This is a genomic window from Pricia antarctica (assembly GCF_900101815.1).
Classification (GTDB): Bacteria; Bacteroidota; Bacteroidia; order Flavobacteriales; family Flavobacteriaceae; genus Pricia; species Pricia antarctica.
Genome location: NZ_FNAO01000001.1, coordinates 470,344 through 491,931 on the forward strand (window position 1 = coordinate 470,344; position 21,588 = coordinate 491,931).

Consider the following 21,588-nt stretch of genomic DNA (forward strand, 5'->3'; position numbering starts at 1 on the left):
CCAAGCCTAAGTTTGGAATAATTCAAGTTTCTCTGCAATGACAATAAAATATAGCCTGTACCTCCAATAATCCTGTAATCCTGTTTATTTTTGCGCTATGAATACAAAAAGGACTCTTGTTATCGGGGACATCCATTCGGGACTAAAGGCGTTAAAACAGGTTTTGGAAAGGGCGGAGGTTTCTTCGGACGATCTGTTGATTTTTTTGGGGGATTATGTTGACGGATGGTCAGAAGCCGTCGAAACCGTCGATTATTTGATAGGCCTGCGAAAAACGCACAACTGTATTTACATCCGCGGAAACCACGACGAACTTTGCTTGGAATGGCTCCGGGGCGGAAAGGATAATCCACTTTGGTTGCAGCATGGCGGGGTTGCCACCTTGGCTTCCTATAGCAAGGCGGATCCAAAAACCAAGGAAGAACACATCCTCTTTTACGAAAATCTGCAAAACACGCATCTCGATGCGGAAAATAGGCTCTTTTTACATGCCGGTTTTACAAACTTGAAAGGCATAGATTATGAGTATTTTCCGGAAAACTTCTATTGGGACCGTACGCTTTGGGAACTGGCGCAATCTTTAAACCCCGACTTACAGCAAGGAAACTCTTTTTATCCTAAAAGATTATCCCATTATAGAGCGATATTTATCGGCCATACGCCTCTTTCAAAAACAGGTGTTGTCGAACCGAAACAAATCGCCAACGTTTGGAACATCGACACCGGGGCAGCATTCAAAGGGGCGTTGTCATTACTAGATGTAGACACCAAAGAGGTATGGCAGAGCGATCCGGTGCATACGCTATATCCGAACGAACGCGGAAGGAATTAAAATCGTCTTAAAATTGACTCCATTATTGTTTAAATTCCTTATATTATTGACGAACTTTGTAAAAAAAGATTCAGAAAAAAACTAAGACCATGGCTGAAAAGAACATACGATTAGAAGTGATGCAGGCCATAGAGCCGCAGGTGGAGGGATTCATGGATTCTTTTCTAATCCCCATCGAAGATATTTGGCAACCTTCGGATTTTTTGCCCGATTCTGAAAATGACAATTTTTTGGAGTCTGTTCGCGAACTGCGGGGAGAATCGAAAGAATTGGGTTATGATTTTTGGGTGACCATGGTCGCCGATACCATTACCGAAGAAGCCCTACCAACCTACGAATCTTGGTTGATGGATGTCGAAGGTATCGATCAGCATGGCGATAATAAGACCAACGGTTGGGCGAAATGGGTACGTGCTTGGACTGGTGAAGAAAACCGGCACGGCGACGTGCTCAACAAATATCTCTACCTCTCTGGAAGGGTAAATATGCGGGAAATCGAGATTACCACGCAACATTTGATAGCCGACGGATTCGATATCGGCACCGATCGAGACCCCTATAAAAATTTTGTCTATACCACATTTCAGGAACTGGCCACCAACATTTCCCATAAACGCGTAGGGCAGATGGCCAAGAAGAAAGGAAATGCGCTTTTAGGAAAGATGTGTACCATCATCGCAGGCGACGAAATGCGGCACCATTTGGCCTATCGGGAATTCGTAAAGACCATTTTAGGCGAAGACCCATCGGGCATGGTACTTGCCTTTGCCGATATGATGAAAAAGAAAATCGTAATGCCCGCCCATTTTTTAAGGGAATCGGGCGGAACCATTGGAACGGCCTTCGAAAATTTCTCGAACTGTGCCCAACGTCTCGGGGTCTATACGGCTCAAGATTATGTGGATATCCTAAGAAAACTCAACAGCTATTGGGAAATCGACAAGGTAAGAAGCCTTAATGACGAAGCCGAAAAAGCCCGCGATTACCTCGTAAGACTCCCTGAAAGGTTAGAACGTATCTCGGAGCGCATGAAATTCCCCGAAGATCAATATCGATTTAAGTGGGTAGAGGCCAATGGAATGGTTTAAAGTTTCCCATGACGATGCTCATCTTGCCACCTGAACAGTTCTTTCCACTTGCCTTCATAGCACATTTTGGCCTGCATGGGCCATGAGGCTGATTCATGTACTTTGTAGCGATCCCCGCCGCTGTTCACGATGTCTTGGCAGCTGGCGACCGAGGTTTCCGATAGCGCTTTCCAGGTTGTGATGCCGGCACCATGAAACATTTCTGCGATTTTCGGGCCGATTCCTTCTACAACCTTTAAATCATCCTGAATAATTGTTTTCCCAAAAGCAGTTTTTGCCGCGGCCGCATCGAAGGCGGTTAACATAGCTTTTGTTGTCGGAGCAGCCGCTAAAGAGGAAGATACATTGCCGCTGCCGCTAGGTTTAGCGATTAATTTTTTATTGCATACATCCAGATCGGATTGTAATTTGGAATTCTTATCGTGCAAAGCCTGTAATTCTGCCGAATTATCGATGGCGTCGACATTTCCTTTGCCCATCGAATACCCTATAATTCCACAGATGACTCCTACTACTATGGGAATCAACCAGTACCAAACGTTTATATTTTCGTAATCCATAGTATTCGTATTTAAAGATTATAGTTTTGATTGAAATTTCAATTCTTCGCCCTGCCCTCTTCAGTATCGTTACTAGCCCAACCATGACAATGCCGCAAAAACTACAACGGGTTATTTAAAAACAAGTGTCGTGCACGATGGCAATGATGATACCCTACAAATAATTGCTTTTCCCTTTTAACGATTATCTGGTGTTACCTAATACAATGTATTAAAAAATCGTAAGCAATGTTAAAATTACTCTATTAAATCCTAACAATCAATGTGGTAAAGCAAACAATAAATTAACTAAAGGAAGCCAGATATACACTTTTCGGTGCCATTGGTAAAAAAGGGTTTGCTCGATGAACAACTATTGTAGAGATTGCGGAAGAGTTGATAACCTAATTGGATAGAACCGAATATCATCCCTCCCGACAAAGTTCCGGCATTGGGTTGATTTTTAATAAAGTTTGGTTTGGGAGCCCGCTGACGGTTTGAGCCAGTGTTGACGCAAGTTCGGCATGAAGGAGCTAAGCGGTCAGCGGATTCTTTATCGGGAAAAGGCCTGTTGTATTTACAGTTAAAAAGGTCAATGTGATTTGTTATCCATTTTTGATTTCACGACACTACTATTTGAGCATCCGATGTAAGACCGTTCTCCAACTATACGTCAAAAATAACCATCCATACAAAAGGATTGGACTATCGAGAATAATCATATTACATTTAGACAGAATTTAGAACCTATGAAAACCGAAATCATCAAAATAGCAACTTTCACCTGTATGGTCATCGTTCTTGGAACACAGGCCCTACTAAGAGGAAGTTGGAGAATCCGACAAACGGAACCTGTAAAAGGGACCCTAGAGAAAATAACATAAGAAGGCATTTTATCCTTCCTTTTGTAAAATAGTTGTTTGAGTTAGTTAGTTTAGTGTTCAATACCCGCTGTATTTTTTGCTTGCCCATTCGGGGGAAGAGCAAGTAGAAGGAAAACAGCGGGTTTTTTTCATTCTACAAATCAAATTTTATCCCCTGCGCTCCTGCAACCGACGAGCGACCGGAGGAGCGAGAGGATTGCATCCTTAAAAACTAAATTGTATGCCTTGTGCCCCTGCAACCGACGAGCGACCAGAGGAGCGAGAGGATTGCACCTTTACAGTTTGAATGTTATTCCTTGGGCTAGAGGGAGTTTATCAGTGTAATTTATCGTATTCGTCTGCCGCCGCATATACACCTTCCAAGCATCCGAACCACTTTCACGGCCGCCACCGGTTTCTTTTTCACCTCCAAAAGCCCCGCCGATCTCAGCACCCGACGTTCCGATATTGACGTTGGCGATACCGCAATCGCTTCCTCCTACGGACAGAAAATGTTCGGCTTCACGAAGGTTGTTCGTCATTATTGCGGAGGACAACCCTTGAACCACCCCATTCTGAATACCGATAGCATTCTCGACATCTCCTGAATATTTCAAAAGATAAAGTACGGGAGCAAAGGTTTCGTGCTGCACAATTTCAAAACCGGGCTTGGCCTCGGCGATGGCGGGTTGCACGTAGCAGCCACTTTCATAGCCTTCACCTTCAAGAACTCCGCCCTCAACGATGACTTTCCCACCCTCTTCGACGACTTTTTGCAATGCTTTATTATACATGTCGACAGCATCGGTATCGATTAAGGGACCGACATGGTTGTTCTCGTCCAAAGGGTTCCCAATGCGCAATTGATTGTAAGCGTCGACCACGGCATTCTTTACTTTGTCATAGATGGAATCGTGAATGATCAATCTTCTTGTCGAGGTACACCTTTGGCCCGCAGTACCTACCGCTCCGAATACCGCACCGATGACAGTCATTTTGATGTCGGCGTCGGGGGTTACGATTATGGCGTTGTTGCCGCCGAGTTCCAATAGGGACTTTCCCAACCTTGCGGCAACGACCTGAGCCACTATTTTTCCCATTCGTATAGAACCAGTTGCGGAAACCAGGGGGATTCGGGAATCCGTGGTCATCATCTCCCCTACTTTATAATCCCCATTGATCAAACAGGAGATACCCTCCGGAAGTCCGTTCGTCTTAAAAACCTCAGCTGCGATATTTTGACAGGCTACTCCGCACAAAGGCGTCTTTTCTGAAGGCTTCCAAACGCAAACATCGCCACAGACCCACGCCAAAGCGGTATTCCAGGCCCAAACGGCCACGGGAAAATTAAAGGCGGAAATTATGCCGACTACCCCAAGCGGATGATACTGTTCATACATACGGTGCCCGGGCCGCTCGGAATGCATGGTAAGTCCGTGTAGCTGCCTTGAAAGACCGACCGCAAAATCGCAGATATCGATCATTTCCTGAACCTCGCCCAAGCCTTCCTGATAACTTTTTCCCATTTCATAGGAAACCAACTTTCCTAAAGGTTCCTTTAGTTCGCGGAGTTTGTTGCCAAATTGACGAACGATTTCGCCACGCTGCGGTGCGGGCATGGTCCGCCAGGTTGTAAAGGCCGCAGTGGCAGTGGCCATTACTTTGTAGTAATCTTCCTCAGTCGTCGTTTTTACTTTAGCAATCAAGGCGCCGTCTACGGGCGAATGCGATACTAAGATTTCTCCAGAACCAAAATTCTTAGACCCCGTTGAGGTTCCATTATTTAACGCTTCTATTCCTAATGCTTTTAAGGCGGTATCAATACCAAATTGCGTTGCTATTTTTGACATTTTATAACTTTTTGAGTATGTAATGTGATAATTTGATGCGAAGATAAACCTTATAAATCAGAAAACGCCCAAATCAAAACTCAGGCCAAGAATCCGTGTAAAGCCATTGATTGACGGTCATAGGCGTTATACCTACTTATCACGGATCCTGTTCTACACTATGTTCCTAAAAACAAGATTGAACTGGGTACCTTTTCCGTTCGATGCATAAGTGAGTTTTGCAGAAATCTGCCTGCATAAGGCCCGTATGATTTCAAAACCGATACCCTCGGCATTTTCGATATCAAAATCGTCGGGGAGCCCTTGTCCATTGTCGAGCATTGTCAAAGAGACCTCTTGGTTGTTCGAACGTTCGACGTTTACAAGTAGTTCATTGTATTTAGTAGCATCGGGGTACGCATGCTTTACCGCGTTCGTCGCCAGTTCTGAAATGATAAGTGCAAGCGGTACGGCCCGATCTAGGTCTATGGATATATCGGGACAATCGATTTTATAACTGAAGGATGACGAAATTTTCTTAGTATGTTCCATCAGGTCATTTAGATATTCGGAGAGGTTGACAGCCTTCGAATCTTTATCCTGATAAATTTTTTGATGGGTCAGCGCAATGGCCATTATGCGGGCCTGGCTATCTTCAAGGGCAGTAATGGCCTCCTGGCTGTTCAGCTTGCGCTTTTGCATGTTCATCAAGCTCGATGTAATCTGCAGGTTGTTCTTGACCCTGTGGTGTATTTCGCGCAGCAGGTTTTCCTTCAACGCGTTGGAAGCTTCCAGTTCTGCGGTTCGCAATCGTACCCTTGCTTCTAACCGGTCGTTGTATCCGTCTCTTTTTTTGATGGTATAGGTTAATAATAGCGTAGATATCAGCCCCAGTACAAGAACTACATACGATTCGAACGCATGGGGGAAGGATAGATACTTCGGTTTTGGTATAAAATGGATATCCCAAAGACGATCGGCCGCCTTTATACGCTTATTGATGGAATTATTGAAAAAATCTTCGGTTTTCCCCTTGTCGAAACTTGAATATAATAATTCACTCTCGGAGGTTTCGTCGTGGATACAGATGCTGAGAACCTTCAGTTCGGAGTCAAGGGTGTTGCCGATGAGAGCATCCATGCGATATACGGCTGCCACGACCCCCTTTGTTCTGTTCTTGATAGTATCGGATACCGATTTTACCGCCATCACACCTGGTATACCATCATTGTTCAGCACAAGAGCCATTGGCCCGCTCAGTGAGATGGCTTGAGTTTCGATGGCCCTATCTATAGCCCTCCTTCTCGTATCATCGGAATAAAGATCATAGCCGACCGCTTTTTGTAAGGATTTTAAGGGGTTCAAAACTTGAATGGGATAATGTATTCCCTTTGTCGTTGAAACCACCAAACTGTCGGTAGCGTTGGCCTTGGTAATGATGGTCAACCTTTCAAAATCTTTTTCGAGGGAATCTTCGACCTTTGGCGCCCATTCCAGAGCCCCGATTCCGTTCAATTCCTTTAGAAAGGGATTAGTAAAACGTTCAAAGAGCTGCTGAGAAACTTCCGATGTATTCTCGTAAAAAAAAGCCATCGACTCAATGACCAGGTTTATTTTGTTCAGCTCCTCACCTAGCTTAAGTTCCGCCTTGGCCACAGCATTGTCGACCGTGGCCTTGTTTCTGTCTTGATAGGTTTTGTTAATGGAATAGAAAATGAAGACCGAGATAGCGGTTCCTAAAATTGAGACTGCCGCATATTTAACTATTTGGGACTTCGTCATAAGTACCGCAAGTTAGGGAATTGCAACGAAACGCTCATCAACGGGCATCACCGTGCCACAATTATCACAAGTTCGCAATTGCTTCGAGCCGTAGAAATGTTTAAAGTGCCCTAAAAAGTCCTTTTCAATGTCGTTCAGCGTAAAATAGACTTCGTAGAGTTTATGGTTACAATTATCACAAAACCAGAGGAGTCCGTCGTCGACATTCATATCGGCACGTTTTCGTTCGATCACCAGACCTATACTGCCCTCATGGCGAACAGGCGAATGCGGTACTTTTGCGGGATGCAGATACATATCGCCGGGACCGAGTTCAAAGGTCCTTTTGCGCCCGTCTTCTTGAATGTGGACTATAATCGTGCCCTCCAATTGAAAGAAAAGCTCTTCGGTTTCGTTGTAGTGATAGTCTTTTCGGGCATTCGGGCCGGCCACGACCATTACGATATAATCTCCGGCATCTTTATACAGGTTTCTATTGCCAACGGGCGGTTTTAATGTGTCGCGGTTTTCGGAGATCCATTTTGTGAGATTGAATGGGGGGGCTATCGGCATGGGGGGAAAGTTTGTTACTTAATACAGTTAGGTGTTTATCAGATGCATGGAAAAACACCAAATCATAAACAGTTTTTTCAAATGTATAAAAATATACTCGTCCCATTTAGTAATTCGGGAATTTTGAGAAATTTATTTTTTCCTTTTCCAAGGCAAAATTTTCAAGCATAGTTGTAGCTATGGTTGCTAAATTTAACGACGGAGAAGGTAAAAAGATAGACACAAAAACTCGAATTACCAAATGGCAGGAGTATGTCCCCTACCGATAAAAAATCTGGGTAAAGTAAAGTTTGCCATCCGCGTCTTTCTTAACACTGACGGCGGTATAGGTGAAATCGTCTTCCATGGTGCGTTTGTGCTTGGTGCTGGCTAGCCAACCTTGAAAAGCTTGCGTAGCGGTCGAATAGTCTTTCGCAACGTTCTCTGCCACGAATACCGCATCTGTTTCAGCAGAAATATCGGTGGCCCTGGCCGTGAAATTGTCGTGATTGATGGCGCCCTTGGCAATCATATAGTCGGTATGGGCATTGGCGTGCCGATAGGCGGCCGAGTTGAACTGAAGTCCGTTCTTTCCCAACGAAATCCGATGGTCATTGACGGTGTTCAGTAATTCCTGTTCTACTTCAGTTACGTTTTCGCTCTCGGCGATATTCAATGCTGCTTCAGATTCTTTAGTACAAGAGGCCAAAGTACATGTAAATACGGCGAATGCGACTAGGTGCATCCTCATTTTCATACAAAGTTCTATTTTGTAAGTAGGCGTGTTCCGAAAAGTAGGTGCGTAGAATGGGGATTCTCGTGTTCTTGATGTCGATGCGGGGAAACATCCACAAGGCTAATATTGAAAAAATTCTGCGGACTCTCATTTTATATTGTTTCTTTTCGATGAAATACTTATTTCTTGGATTTAGTGATAACCCGATTCAAATATTAATCCCGTTTCATCTTCGTTCTTATTTGATATCGGGGTTTGCTTGAGGTTCAACTTCAATCGAAATCGTGTCCGTTTGTATTTTAAACTCCATTGTTTTTGTAAACGAATTCGCTCAATCAGATTTCTACATGAATACCAGACATCTATGGTTCGTCCGATAGAAACCGTGCGATGGCCCTTGAAACGTATATCCTATTAAAAGATAAGACCAAGGCGCAGGATATGGCCAAGTCTATCGCCAAACGTCTATCCGAAAAATAGTGGATGAGTACCCAAAGTACGGCCTTCACCCTATTGGCGATGGCTAATTTCGCCGAAATGGTCGGTGGAAAGGGTATCAACGCTAGTATAACGGTCAACGGTACATCAGAAAGCCTGAGCACGTCCAAGACTCTAGCGAACCGAGAGCTGGCTACCAAGACCTTTAGGATTTTGTTGCATGCGTCTTACCTGGGACGGTACTATCTGCCTGGAATTCAAGTCGAGGCCATGTACGACAATGATTACATGGTACGGACGCAAGGGCAGTGGGTTGAGGTCGTTCAGGAATAAAGGCAAGTTCCGCTGTGAGGTATGCCTGTCGACGGATAGGCTTGTAACTGATGCCTTATCCAATCCCCATTTATTTCCCTACTTTTGAGGGTTATGGAAAAAATGGTTCAAATCCCCGACAATTTTATAAACGAAAATACAGATTTTCGAGAGCTGATAGCGGCCCTGAAAACGGGTTTTGCATCCGAGGAAATCTTGGTGCCTATGCGACACCACCACGATTTTCCGAATCCGAAAGTGGGGGCAGATTCCACCCTTTTACTGATGCCGGCTTGGCATTCGGGCAAAATGGCAGGTGTTAAGATCGCTACGGTAAGTCCAAAAAACGGACAGTTTGGTTTGCCCTCGATCCAAGCGGTCTATGTTTTGATGGATGCCTTAAAGGGTACGATGAAAGCCATACTTCAGGCAAAGAGCCTAACCGCTAAACGAACGGCCGCCGCCTCTGCACTGGCTTCTTCATTTCTGTCCCGTGAGGACTCGTCATCTTTGTTGATGATCGGCACGGGCGCACTCTCCACGAATTTAATCCGTGCGCATGCCAGTGTCCGGCCCATCAAAAACGTTTATGTCTGGGGGCGGAATTTCGAGAAAGCCCAAGCGGTCTGCGATAGCTTAAAAAGGGAAGCCTTCAAATGTCAAGCCGTGAAAACCATTTCAGAAAAAATCGGCGAAGTCGATATCATATCCGCTGCGACGCTCTCCAAAACGCCCTTAGTTTTAGGAAAATATCTGAAAGCAGGCCAACATGTCGATTTGGTCGGCGCCTATCGAAAAGATATGCGCGAGGCCGATGATGCTACTGTATCAAAGGCATCCGTTTATATCGATACTTTTCAAGGCGGACTCAAAGAAAGTGGTGATATCGCGATTCCCTTAAAAAGTGGTGTTTTAAAGGAGGAAAACATAAAAGGAGATCTCTTCGGCCTGTGTACCGATACCGTAAAGGGAAGAAGCCATCCCGAAGAAATCACGTACTTTAAATCCGTCGGGCATGCGCTCGAAGATTTGATGGCCGCATCCTATTATTATGAACTATTTATCAATGGATAAGGTTTTCCAACACATAAAGCAGATGACGGATTTCAATCCGCCTAAAAACTGGATACAGATCAAGACCATCGATATGCATACCGGCGGCGAACCTTTACGGGTGATTGTTGAAGGTTTTCCAGAACTGCAGGGAAATTCCGTTTTAGAGTACCGCAGGTACTGTAAGGCTAATTTCGACCACCTACGCACCGCTCTTATGTTCGAACCCCGCGGCCATGCGGATATGTACGGCTGTATTTTGACGCCCCCCAACGATAACGACGGCGATTTCGGAGTCATTTTTCTGCACAATGAAGGCTATAGTACCATGTGCGGCCATGCCATCATCGCCCTTTCGACCTTGGCCGTTGAAATGGGATGGATAGACGTTCAGGAGGGCGAAAATTTCTTAAAAATCGACACCCCTTGCGGACGGATAACCTCTTTTGCGAATGTACACGAAGGCAAAGTAACTGGCGTACGCTTTCACGGTGTACCCAGTTTCGTGGTCGGTCTCGATAGAACGCTAGAGGTCGAAAATTTAGGAAAAGTGACCTATGACCTAGCCTATGGAGGTGCGTTTTACGCCTATGTCGATATGGTAAAGAATCATTTCAATTTTGATTTGACTCCCAATTCGTACCGCACCTTGATTTCCGCTGGAATGGACATCAAACGTGCCGTAATGCAACAGGATAGGGAAATCATCCATCCTTTTGAAGATGATCTCAGTTTTCTCTATGGGACCATTTTCATCGGTGATTCCGCCCATCCCAATATCGATAGTAGAAACGTCTGCATTTTCGCAGAGGGAGAAGTAGACCGCTGCCCGACGGGTTCTGGCGTTTCGGGAAGGATGGCCATCCACAGGGCAAGAAAAGAAATCGAAATCGGTGAGACTTTAGCCATTGAGAGCATCACAGGTTCGGTATTCAAGGGTTCGGTGGTATCCGAGGCGGATTATGGGCCTTTTCGGTCAGTCATTCCTCAAGTGGAGGGTTCCGCTTATATTACAGGGGTGCACACCTTTCTTATCGACCCCAAAGACCCAACTAAAGATGGGTTTATTCTATGAAAAGTTAATGGCCCGTTTAGAAAGTAGAAAAAACTTGGTTTTCATGGGTGCATTATTACATATTGGAAAGTTAAATGGCACATACTAAGTAAGCAAAAACTAACGGGTCAGTAAGACTTTAAAATATGTGAGAAATAGTTCCTTTAGATCCGAATACGTTCTTTCTCAACGACTGGCTCCTTTAAAACATAATCGAATATCAAGGCCCCGATTTCCTTGATAGGCCCATACAGCACGGACTGCTCCATATTTTCGTCTTTGACCAAACCAGCGGAGGTGTTGACGCGGTCGAAGAACACCAACAGCGCCCCGAGTATGACCGCTACTTTGACCACTCCGAAGATACCACCGGCCAATCGGTTCAGCCACCCGAGCATGGCGAAATTAGCGATTTTGGTCAGTAGGTTGGCCAAAATATGCACGACCAGTACAATTAGGATAAATGTGATGACAAAAGCGGTCAGGTTGATGTACCGCTCTTCCCAATCCATACTTTGGGACAGATAATCCCCCGCATAATAGGAAAAATGGATAGCACCGAAGATACCTGCAATCAAGGCAAAAATCGAAGCGAGTTCGATGATAAGTCCGTTTTTAAGGCCTCTCCATAGTCCCCATACTAGCAATAATCCTAAAATGATATCCAAGAAGCTCATCGGTGATGTGTTTGAACAAAAGTAGCATTTTGATTTGTACCTTTGATGCTTTTCTAAGGCACCGGAAATTGCAACGCGTAAAGAAAGGGTAATACCATGGCAAGAGACGAACAACTAAAAAGATACTGGGAAGAATTGGTGGAAAAACTTTCCGCGCAATTCGCCGATGGCGACCCTTTGGAACTTGATGCGATTATCTATTTAGTCGGTGTTCAAGAACTCGGCCAACACCATAGAACATTCAAAAAAGATCAAAAGCTCGATTTGATGCATATCGCCATCTGCCGACTGTTGGAGCCTTACGGATACTACGAATTCGAGTTTTTTGATGAAGAGGGATGGCCACATTATACGACCAAGGAAGAATTGCCGGCCTTAAAGGCGGGCGAACAATCGGTGCTGATGAAAGAGGCAATCGTGGGATATTTTTTGGAAAGGGAGTATATCGTTTGACGTGATTCCGAGCTCCAGTGCCGAAGGCCAACGGAGCGAAGGAATCTTTTTGTTTTCGACTACGTAGCCCTTAGTAAAAAGCCCTTTGATCAATCATACGAACCACTTGCAACAGAATGCTCGGAATGACACCATACTACGTTGTAATCTTTACTTCCACTCGTACCGATGGTGACAACGGTTACGCGAAAATGGCCGATGAAATGGAAAAACTGGCCAAACAACAACAGGGTTACTTGGGCATCGAAAGCGCAAGGGACGAAGTAGGCATCACGGTCAGCTATTGGGAAAGTTTAGAAGCCATTGCCTCCCATGAGATTTATCTATCCCAAGAACGGAAGCCGTATCGGCCTGACCAATAACTTCGAGGGCAAGACCAATGAAATGGTAATCAAACTGGCCCACACCCAACCCGAAATCGGAGTCTTTTGGTATCTCAATGAGAAGTTTCTTCGCCAGACCCAGAATTTTCATGAAATCGGGACCATCCCATCCCAAGGGAAACACAGCATCACCGCCATCGACGCACTGGGCAACGAAGTTTCGGTTACGATTACCATCGAGTAGTGCCCGTGCTTTGAATTCGGAAGTTTAAGCCTTATATTTAACGGTCAAGCAAGAAAAGAAAGCCAGACGAAGAAATGGAAAACCAATGAAATCGTCAAAATCAATAGAATTCGTTAAAGTTAGGGGAGAAATAAAATCCGGACATGGTGTTGCTTCAGGAAAAGGCGGGGATAATAGATATCCAGAAGGAACCCTAAACCAACAATGCAGACATTTTTTAGCACGAGGTCTGGATTTAAGCAACTATTTCATGGGCACTATCAATTTGGATATTTCACCTCATGCCTATGAAATAAGGGAACCAAAATATTTTTTTAAGAACATTGCCTGGTCTGCTCATATTCCGCCGGAGAATTTTTATTTTTTTGACGTTTTACTTTACCACAAGGCCCTCACCTATGAAGGATTGATTTATATGCCCGACCCGGAAACCAAAGAAGATCATGTTCAACTACCAAATATACTTGAACTCATCCTTCCAAAGATAAAGGGTTTGGAATATGGTCTTAGCGTGGATATAGTGATAAATAAAAATCAACTTAAAATAATCAACAATTAAACCACGGAAATAGAGACCAAACATAGGGCAGGGGCAAGATCCATCCACATAGAACGGATGAAAACCCGAATTTTAGTCTTAGTTTTAAGCGTTTCCAATATAAATTAAAAAAACAGTGATAACATGAACTACATCATCTCCCTAGACCAAGGTACCACCAGCTCCCGCGCCCTTTTGGTCGACGAAAAAGGTAAAATTAAGGGCATGGTTCAAAAGGAGTTCAAGCAGATATTTCCGAAATCGGGATGGGTAGAACATGACCCCAAAGAAATTCTGGAAACCCAAATGGGCGTACTCGATGAACTGCTTAAAAAGGAAAAGGTTAACGCCTCCGACATTAAGGCCATCGGCATTACCAACCAACGGGAAACTACCGTGGTCTGGGATAAAAATAATGGAGAACCTGTTTATAACGCTATCGTCTGGCAGGATAAGCGTACCGCCGACATCTGCGAGCACCTAAAGAAAAGCGGATTGACCGAGCATGTGCGAAATACTACGGGGCTGGTCATCGATTCCTATTTTGCGGGTACCAAAGTCAAATGGATCTTGGATAATGTGGATGGCGCACGGAAAAAAGCGGAAAACGGCGACCTGCTGATGGGCACTATCGATACCTGGCTCGTATGGAACATGACCGAAAAGAAGCATCATGTTACGGATTACACCAATGCCAGCCGAACGATGATTTATGATATCGTGAATTTGAAATGGGACGATGAAATGTTGAAGGCACTTGGCATCCCAAAATTAATGCTTCCGGAAGTGAAACCTTCAGCCTATAATTTTGGGGATTATGATTTAGATGGCACGAAAATTCCCATCGCCGGAATAGCCGGAGATCAGCAGGCCGCGCTCTTCGGACAAGCCTGTTTTAAGAAGGGGACGGCCAAAAACACCTATGGAACCGGCTGTTTTATGCTGATGAACACCGGTACAACCCCACAATTTTCCAAAAATGGACTCTTGACGACCATCGCTTACGGGCTTGACGGAAAGGTACATTACGCCCTTGAGGGCAGTATTTTTATCGCCGGGGCAGCCGTACAATGGCTACGCGATGGCCTGGGACTGATCAAGGATGCCAAGGAAACCGAAGCTTTGGCAGATTCGGTGGAAGGGGAAAATCCCGTTTATGTCGTACCGGCCTTTGCCGGCCTAGGCGCGCCGTATTGGGACATGTATGCCCGTGGCGCCGTGTTCGGCCTGACCCGGGATACTGGAAAAGCGCATCTCGCAAAGGCCACTTTGGAAGCTTTGGCCTATCAGACCAAGGATATCCTAAAAGCCATGGAAGACGATTCGGGTATCCAATTAAAAAACCTACGCGTCGACGGGGGAGCCTGCGCCAACAATCACCTCATGCAATTTCAGGCCGATATTCTCGATTCGGAAGTCCACAGACCGGAAGTTATCGAATCTACCGCCATGGGTGCGGCCTTTTTGGCGGGTATCCAAGTGGGGTTATGGAAACAGGAAGATGTCGACCAAAACCGGCCTATGGACCGCATCTTCAAACCGACTTTTGACCGGGTGAAACGGAAGCGCCTATACAAGAAATGGCAGAAAGCCGTGGAGCGTGCCAAAGATTGGGAAGATCATTGATATCGTATTAAATGATATCCTTACAGGTATAGCATCAAAAATGAAATCTAAAATGACCCGCTTTTTAAGTGGGTTTTACTATTTTCACACTATGTACGGAAAAATAAAAAAACATCTACAAAACGAGCTGGACCAGATCAAAGAAGACGGTCTCTATAAAACGGAACGCATCATCACCTCTCCCCAAGATGCGGTCATCAAAATTTCAACCGGAGAAGAAGTCATCAATTTTTGTGCAAACAATTATTTGGGACTATCATCGCATCCCGAAGTCATTCAAGCGGCCAAGGATACGATGGACACCCATGGTTTCGGTATGTCTTCGGTACGCTTTATCTGTGGCACGCAGGATATCCATAAGGAACTGGAAAAAAAGATAGCCGATTTTTATGGCACCGAAGACACCATATTATACGCCGCCGCATTCGATGCCAATGGCGGGGTATTCGAGCCCCTACTCAGCAAGGAGGATGCGATTATCTCGGATTCGCTGAACCATGCCTCTATTATAGACGGGGTTCGCCTGTGTAAGGCTATGCGCTATCGCTATGCAAACAGCGATATGGCCGACCTCGAAAAACAATTGAAACAAGCCAATGATGACAACGCCCGGTTCAAAGTAATTGTCACGGACGGCGTTTTCTCTATGGATGGCCTCATAGCACCATTGGACAAAATTTGCGACTTGGCCGAGAAATACGATGCCATGGTCTTAATCGACGACTGCCATGCCACCGGCTTCATCGGTGAGACTGGGCGGGGTACTTTGGAGGAAAAAGGGGTAATGGACCGTATAGATATCATTACCGGCACCCTAGGAAAGGCAATGGGCGGCGCAATGGGCGGCTATACCACGGGGAAAAGGGAAATTATCGAAATACTGCGCCAACGTTCGCGCCCGTATCTTTTTTCGAATTCTTTAGCGCCTGCCATAGTCGGGGCATCTATTAAGGTATTCGAACTATTGGAAAAGGATACCTCGTTGCGCGATACCCTTAAAAAAAATACAACCTACTTTAGAAAAGGCCTAAAAGAGGCCGGTTTCGATATTATCGACGGCGAATCGGCCATTGTACCCGTGATGCTCTATGATGCCAAGCTTGCGCAAGAAATGGCAAACCGACTGTTGGAAAAGGGAATCTATGTCATTGGTTTCTTCTATCCGGTAGTACCGAAAGACAAAGCTCGAATACGCGTACAATTGTCCGCAGCGCATGAGATGGTTCATTTAAATAAGGCCATTGAAGCCTTTATCGAGGTCGGAAAAGCATTAAAAATCGTTTAAATGCATTCTTTTTTCCATAAAAGACGTTAAAAAAATTAAAGATTGATTTTGTTAATAATGTTTAACAAGTTACATTTGCACCTAATAAACACTTAAACTTAAAAATTTGAACATGAAACATCTTAGCAAATTATTGGTTGTCACCCTACTATTAGTAGGTGCTGTCAGCATGCAAGCGCAAGACGAGAACAACCCTTGGCAGGTTAGTTTTGGGGTCAATGCCATTGACGTTTATCCGACGAGCGATGACAATTTTCCTACACAGACCAGCTCTTTTGGTAACGAGTTGTTCAACGCTAGCGACCATTGGAACATTCTTCCTTCCATTTCTTACATTGGCGTATCTCGTTCCGTTGGCGACAATTTGTCCGTTGGTGTTAGAGGTTCGTTGAACAAAATCGACAAATTGGGCGATGTAGGCGTTGACGATCTTTCGCATTATGCTTTAGATGGAACTATAAAATATGCTTTCGCACCTAATTTCGTATTAGACCCCTTCATTGAAATCGGAGGTGGTTATACTTGGGTAGATGAAATTGGAGCAGGTACCGTTAACGGTGGCTTAGGTTTCAACCTATGGTTTACCGAAAATATTGGTCTTACCGTTCAGACTTCCTACAAACATGCCTTTGAAGATTACGGGCGTAAGCACTGGCAACATATGGCCGGTATCGCCGTTAAATTTGGCGGAACCGATACCGATGGTGACGGCATCTACGATAAAGACGATGCTTGTCCAGAGGTTGCTGGTCTAGAAGAGTTCAACGGTTGCCCTGATTCTGATGGTGACGGTATCGAAGACAGCAAGGATGAATGTCCTAACGAAGCTGGCTCAAAAGAAATGAACGGTTGTCCTGATGCCGATGGTGATGGAGTTGCCGATAAAGATGACAAGTGTCCTAACGAAGCTGGTTTGGCTAATTTAGCTGGATGTCCTGATGCTGACGGTGACGGAGTTGCCGATGGTGACGATGAGTGCCCCAACGAAGCAGGTCCTGCTGAAAACAAAGGATGCCCATGGCCTGATACTGATGGCGACGGTGTATTGGATAAAGATGATAAATGCGTTGACGTAGCCGGTACTGTTGCTAATGACGGTTGCCCAGAGGTTACCGAAGAAGTTCAGAAGCAATTGAACGAATATGCACGAACTATCAACTTTGACACTGGTAAATCTTCCATCAAAGCAGAATCTACTTCTGTAATGGTCGATATCATCCAGATCTTGAACGAGTATCCTAACGCTAAGTTTACCGTTGAAGGTCACACCGATAGCGTAGGTAGCGACCAATTGAACAAAACCCTTTCCGAATCTAGAGCACTTTCAGTGAAAGAATTCTTGGTCGATAAAGGTATTCAAGAGTTCAGATTGTCGGCCATTGGTTTTGGTGAAGAGAAGCCTATCGCCACTAACAACACTAGGGCTGGTAGAGCTGAAAACAGAAGGGTTGAAATCAACTTGGTAAAATAAGTAAGTTTCACTCAACATATAAATGAAAAAGCCCTGGCAAAATTGTCAGGGCTTTTTTTATGGGTATACGCGTACAACTTAGAAAATCAGGTTTTCATATCCTTTTCTATTGCTAAGAGAGCGTTGAAACTCCTATTTTTGAATTTCGTACGCTGCAAGCACTATTCACGTCCAAGCAATAATCAGGTATTTGTATCATGAAAAGTTTTCTAGAGGAAGTAGTCGAAGAAATTGGACACGAATACGGTTCGTTCGAAGATCTTATTTTTGTACTGCCCAGTAAACGAGCCGGAACGTTTTTGAAAAATGCTCTGGCCAAAAGTTCGGATAAAACCTTTTTCGCTCCTGATATTTTAAGTATTGAACGATTTATCGAAAAGATTTCAGGACTGGCTTACGCCACCCAAACGCAACAACTTTTTTTCCTTTACGAAATATACCTAAAAAGCAAACCTGCCGAACAGGATAACTTCTATACCTTTTCGAAGTGGGGACAGACTTTGTTACAAGACATCAATGAAATAGACCGTTATTTAATAGACGCCGAAAAACTGTTTGCCAGCCTTTCCGCCATTCAAGAACTAGATCACTGGTCATTGCGCGCCGAAAAGACGACAATGATGGAAGACTACCTCCAATTTTGGAACAATCTGGAATCGCTTTACCACAACTTCAACGGAGCATTATTGGAAAAGGGTCTGGGTCATCAAGGACTGGTCTACCGAACAGCCTGCCAAAAACTCGAAGGATTTCTAGCGGAACACTCGGAGAAGACCTTTATTTTTTTGGGTTTTAACGCCCTTAATACGGCAGAGAGCGAAATCATCCAGCATATACTTCACAATTGCTCCTCCGAAATCTACTGGGATATTGACAGTTACTTTTTACAGGACAACGTTCATGACGCCGGATATTTCATTCGTCAGCACCTGAAAACATGGCCCTATTTAACAAAAAACGGACTGAAGGGTAAAAGCGAAAATTATAGCACCAAAAAATATATAAAGATTGTCGGGGTACCCAAAAACGTCTCGCAAGCCAAATATACGGGACAATTATTACATGACCTCCATCTGGAGGATTCTGAAAGATTACGAAAAACGGCGGTGGTACTCGGCGATGAAACGCTTTTGAATCCCCTCCTGAATTCCGTTCCGCCAGAAATCGAGCGAGTCAATATCACTATGGGCTACCCCTTGGTCAAAACCTCTTTGGCCGCCTTTTTCGATAAGTTCATTGCGCTCTATCTACAACGAAATACCCAAGGATGGTTTTATCGTGATTTGCTTGAGTTTTTGGCGCAACCAAGCGTGAACTCATTGCTAAACGTAGGTAAAACAAATATAGTTGGTACTATCGAAGAGGCTATAAAAACAAAGAACTGGACCTATATAAACGTTTCTGAACTAGTAGGTATATCTCGGCAGCATACTGATTCGATAGAACTACTGTTCTTCGAAAATACGCCAACCCCTAAAGAATTCACTACCATCGTACTGAAAATTATCGCAGAACTTAAAACTAGGCCCCAAAGCGCAGAAAACCCTTTGGCGTTAGAGTACTTATACCGATTTTACGAACTTTTCAATCAGCTTGATGAGCTCATCAAAGCCTACGATTTTATCAAAGACCTAAAATCGTTGCAAAGCCTATATCGGGAACTTTTATCCTCAGAAACCCTTGATTTCCAAGGTGAACCTTTAGAAGGACTACAGATTATGGGAATGCTCGAAAGCCGTAATCTCGATTTCGAGACGGTTATCATAACTTCAGTGAACGAGGGCATTCTACCCTCGGGAAAATCGAACAACTCATTTATACCGTTCGATTTGAAAATCTATTCCAATCTGCCTACTTACAAGGAGAAAGATGCCGTCTACACCTATCACTTCTACCGGTTATTGCAACGCGCCAAGCACGTGTACATCCTTTATAGCACAGAACCGGATGACGGACTGGGAGGTGGCGAACGCAGTAGATTGATCAACCAGCTGCTGACCGATGAAAACAAGCTTTCCGATATCGTCGAGACCTATGCTTCGCCCACGATTTTCCCTACACTAAGAACATTGGAACACATCGCAAAGGATACGGGCTTGATGGACCTTATAAAAAGTCATGCGGCCCAGGGGTTTTCGCCGACTTCCTTAAGCAATTACATACGGAATCCAATCGATTTTTATCGCCGTAACCTCCTGGGTATCGACAATGTTATGGAGGTTGAAGAAACGGTTGCCGCCAACACCTTTGGCACTATTGTACACGATACTCTTGAAGATCTTTACCGGCCATTCATCGGGGAATATTTGACCGAAAATGTCTTGCAAACGGCAAAAGGTAACATCAAAGGCCTAGTGAAACATCATTTTTTGAAAAGCTATGGCGATGGGGATATTTCAAGAGGGAAAAACCTTATCGCTTTCCATGTGGCAATGCGCTATATAGAAAATTTTATCGCCCTAGAAATCGAGGATGTTAAGCAACATCGCATCAAACTCATTGGGCTAGAAAAAAAATTACAGGTCGAACTGGATGTTCCGGAACTTAATTTCCCTATCCATATCAAGGGAAAACTGGACCGTATAGATGAAATGGACGGCACATTGCGGATTATTGACTACAAAACAGGACGGGTTACGTCAACACAGGTAGAAATTGTGGACTGGGATGAAATCACTTCGAATTACGACTATAGCAAAGCTTTTCAATTGCTTTGTTATGCTTTTATGTACCAAAAGGAAGCCCCCGGTTCAACGGTAGAAGCTGGTATAATTAGCTTTAAAAATCTAAATGCCGGCCTTATGCGATTTGCGACCAAGCCTAAAAAAGGAAGCCGCGCCAAAGACAGTGCCATCACTCAACAAACCTTAAGCCACTTCGCACACAAGCTTCATAACCTAATTTTGGAAATCTGTAATCGGGATATTCCATTTATAGAGAAAGAGGTATAGGAAAGTTATGCGTTTTAACAATATGCTTTTCGGAGCGAACCACGTTAAACGCCTTGCAATTTCCTATACCCTTTTAGTCAAATAGACATTGACGGATCCAGCATTGATATAACCTTCAGAAGTCTGGACCCTTTCCTCCTTTTAAAACCCCTATTTCTTGTCAGGTCTGCTTGGCCGCACCTCGATTTTACTAGGCAATGTTCTAGGGTGCATTTTTAGAAGATCAACTACCAATTCACCGATATCCTCGGGCTGAATTTTCCAATCATCCGAAGCATCGGGTTCGTTGCCCGCAAAGTGGGTCGCTACAGATCCGGGCATGATGGTAGAAACCTTGATATCATGTTTTCTCAAATCGAGCATCGCCGCTTGCGTAAAGCCTACTACCCCGAATTTAGTGGCATTGTATCCTGCTCCGGTTGCGAAAAAATTACAACCTGCTAAACTGGCTAAGGTCATGTAATACCCTTTCGACTTTTTCAAGGCTTCGACAGAGGCCTTCAAGGTATGAAAAACTCCATTCAGGTTGGTGTCGATCATCTCGTGCCAGTCTTTATCCGACATTTCATCTATGGGAGCAAAATTCCCCACTCCTGCATTGGCCAAGACCACGTCTATCTGTCCCCATTTATCCAAAATCCGCTGAACGGCCCTTTTCTCGTCGTCGTGTTTGGTGACGTCAGATTCGATCGCGAGCACTTGGCTGTCGTCGCCCAGATACTCGGCGGCTTTTTCAACCGATTTCAAAGTGCGCCCGCTAATAGCGACTTTCATGCCCGCTTCGATGAGTTTTTGGGCTACCCCATGTCCGATTCCTTTTGATCCCCCGGTAATATAAGCTACTTTATCCTTCAAATTTTTCATCTGTACATTTTTAAGTTTAAAAAGCGAAGATATTACATAACGGCCAACATTATTGTTGGTATCGACATTTGTCTTGGCTCATATCGAACTCATGTTGAA

18 protein-coding genes and 2 pseudogenes are annotated in these 21,588 nt (G+C 44.4%); 13 read left to right on the forward strand and 7 right to left on the reverse strand.

Annotation, left to right across the window (positions count from 1 at the left end):
- The first annotated feature begins 97 nt into the window (after positions 1 to 97).
- Both BLT07_RS01945 and BLT07_RS01950 read left to right on the forward strand, forming a co-directional pair.
- Positions 98 to 832 carry a metallophosphoesterase family protein gene (locus tag BLT07_RS01945; protein ID WP_091865166.1) on the forward strand — a complete coding sequence of 245 codons (735 nt, stop codon included), beginning with the start codon at positions 98 to 100 and terminating at the stop codon, positions 830 to 832.
- 89 nt (positions 833 to 921) lie between these two features.
- The gene (locus tag BLT07_RS01950) at positions 922 to 1,920 is read left to right on the forward strand and encodes an acyl-ACP desaturase (protein WP_091865167.1); all 999 of its coding nucleotides are present in this window, start codon (positions 922 to 924) and stop codon (positions 1,918 to 1,920) included.
- On the opposite strand, the gene BLT07_RS01955 is transcribed toward BLT07_RS01950, so the two are convergent.
- From BLT07_RS01955 to BLT07_RS01975, 5 genes are all read right to left on the reverse strand, one after another.
- Positions 1,917 to 2,480, reverse strand: a complete 564-nt coding sequence (locus BLT07_RS01955; protein WP_091865169.1) for a hypothetical protein — start codon at positions 2,478 to 2,480, stop codon at positions 1,917 to 1,919. The two genes, BLT07_RS01950 and BLT07_RS01955, sit on opposite strands and share 4 nt — an antisense overlap.
- A 1,138-nt stretch (positions 2,481 to 3,618) precedes the next feature.
- The gene (gene amaB, locus BLT07_RS01960; protein WP_091865171.1) at positions 3,619 to 5,172 is read right to left on the reverse strand and encodes an L-piperidine-6-carboxylate dehydrogenase; all 1,554 of its coding nucleotides are present in this window, start codon (positions 5,170 to 5,172) and stop codon (positions 3,619 to 3,621) included.
- A 153-nt stretch (positions 5,173 to 5,325) separates the two neighbouring features.
- Complete coding sequence (locus BLT07_RS01965; protein ID WP_091865173.1) at positions 5,326 to 6,933, reverse strand: CHASE domain-containing protein; 1,608 nt, start codon at positions 6,931 to 6,933, stop codon at positions 5,326 to 5,328.
- 12 nt (positions 6,934 to 6,945) lie between these two features.
- Positions 6,946 to 7,485 (reverse strand): 3-hydroxyanthranilate 3,4-dioxygenase, encoded by a 540-nt coding sequence (locus BLT07_RS01970; RefSeq protein ID WP_091865175.1) that lies wholly within the window; start codon positions 7,483 to 7,485, stop codon positions 6,946 to 6,948.
- Between the two features lie 259 nt (positions 7,486 to 7,744).
- The gene (locus BLT07_RS01975; protein ID WP_091865176.1) at positions 7,745 to 8,221 is read right to left on the reverse strand and encodes a CAP domain-containing protein; all 477 of its coding nucleotides are present in this window, start codon (positions 8,219 to 8,221) and stop codon (positions 7,745 to 7,747) included.
- A 342-nt stretch (positions 8,222 to 8,563) separates the two neighbouring features.
- On the opposite strand from BLT07_RS01975, the pseudogene BLT07_RS01980 reads away from it, so the two are divergent.
- The 3 genes and pseudogenes from BLT07_RS01980 to BLT07_RS01990 form a co-directional block, all read left to right on the forward strand.
- A pseudogene (locus tag BLT07_RS01980) lies at positions 8,564 to 8,971 on the forward strand (hypothetical protein); the annotation flags it as partial.
- A gap of 93 nt (positions 8,972 to 9,064) precedes the next feature.
- The gene (locus BLT07_RS01985) at positions 9,065 to 10,024 is read left to right on the forward strand and encodes a bifunctional Delta(1)-pyrroline-2-carboxylate/Delta(1)-piperideine-2-carboxylate reductase (RefSeq protein WP_091865178.1); all 960 of its coding nucleotides are present in this window, start codon (positions 9,065 to 9,067) and stop codon (positions 10,022 to 10,024) included.
- Positions 10,017 to 11,078, forward strand: coding sequence for a proline racemase family protein (locus BLT07_RS01990; protein WP_091865179.1), 1,062 nt, complete (start codon positions 10,017 to 10,019; stop codon positions 11,076 to 11,078). The genes BLT07_RS01985 and BLT07_RS01990 overlap by 8 nt, the downstream gene beginning before the upstream one ends.
- 143 nt (positions 11,079 to 11,221) lie before the next feature.
- Here the strand turns inward: BLT07_RS01990 and BLT07_RS01995 are convergent, their stop codons facing one another.
- Positions 11,222 to 11,734 (reverse strand): CvpA family protein, encoded by a 513-nt coding sequence (locus BLT07_RS01995; protein ID WP_091865180.1) that lies wholly within the window; start codon positions 11,732 to 11,734, stop codon positions 11,222 to 11,224.
- Between the two features lie 96 nt (positions 11,735 to 11,830).
- Here BLT07_RS01995 and BLT07_RS02000 point away from each other — a divergent pair, with 96 nt between their 5' ends.
- From BLT07_RS02000 to BLT07_RS02035, 8 genes and pseudogenes are all read left to right on the forward strand, one after another.
- Positions 11,831 to 12,187 carry a hypothetical protein gene (locus tag BLT07_RS02000; protein WP_091865181.1) on the forward strand — a complete coding sequence of 119 codons (357 nt, stop codon included), beginning with the start codon at positions 11,831 to 11,833 and terminating at the stop codon, positions 12,185 to 12,187.
- 116 nt (positions 12,188 to 12,303) lie between these two features.
- Positions 12,304 to 12,495: pseudogene (locus tag BLT07_RS02005) on the forward strand (antibiotic biosynthesis monooxygenase family protein); the annotation flags it as partial.
- Between the two features lie 4 nt (positions 12,496 to 12,499).
- Positions 12,500 to 12,754, forward strand: a complete 255-nt coding sequence (locus tag BLT07_RS02010; protein ID WP_091865184.1) for a hypothetical protein — start codon at positions 12,500 to 12,502, stop codon at positions 12,752 to 12,754.
- A gap of 85 nt (positions 12,755 to 12,839) precedes the next feature.
- The gene (locus tag BLT07_RS02015; protein ID WP_091865186.1) at positions 12,840 to 13,313 is read left to right on the forward strand and encodes a hypothetical protein; all 474 of its coding nucleotides are present in this window, start codon (positions 12,840 to 12,842) and stop codon (positions 13,311 to 13,313) included.
- Positions 13,314 to 13,436: 123 nt separating this feature from the next.
- Positions 13,437 to 14,918 (forward strand): glycerol kinase GlpK, encoded by a 1,482-nt coding sequence (glpK, locus tag BLT07_RS02020; protein WP_091865188.1) that lies wholly within the window; start codon positions 13,437 to 13,439, stop codon positions 14,916 to 14,918.
- Positions 14,919 to 15,009: 91 nt separating this feature from the next.
- Complete coding sequence (gene kbl, locus BLT07_RS02025; protein WP_091865614.1) at positions 15,010 to 16,203, forward strand: glycine C-acetyltransferase; 1,194 nt, start codon at positions 15,010 to 15,012, stop codon at positions 16,201 to 16,203.
- Positions 16,204 to 16,315: 112 nt separating this feature from the next.
- Entirely contained in the window at positions 16,316 to 17,674 is a 1,359-nt protein-coding gene (locus BLT07_RS02030) for an OmpA family protein (RefSeq protein WP_091865190.1), read from the forward strand.
- Between the two features lie 197 nt (positions 17,675 to 17,871).
- The gene (locus BLT07_RS02035) at positions 17,872 to 20,625 is read left to right on the forward strand and encodes a PD-(D/E)XK nuclease family protein (RefSeq protein WP_091865192.1); all 2,754 of its coding nucleotides are present in this window, start codon (positions 17,872 to 17,874) and stop codon (positions 20,623 to 20,625) included.
- A gap of 150 nt (positions 20,626 to 20,775) precedes the next feature.
- Here the strand turns inward: BLT07_RS02035 and BLT07_RS02040 are convergent, their stop codons facing one another.
- On the reverse strand, positions 20,776 to 21,489 hold the full coding sequence (locus tag BLT07_RS02040) for an SDR family oxidoreductase (RefSeq protein WP_091865194.1): 714 nt from the start codon (positions 21,487 to 21,489) through the stop codon (positions 20,776 to 20,778).
- Between the last annotated feature and the right edge of the window lie 99 nt (positions 21,490 to 21,588).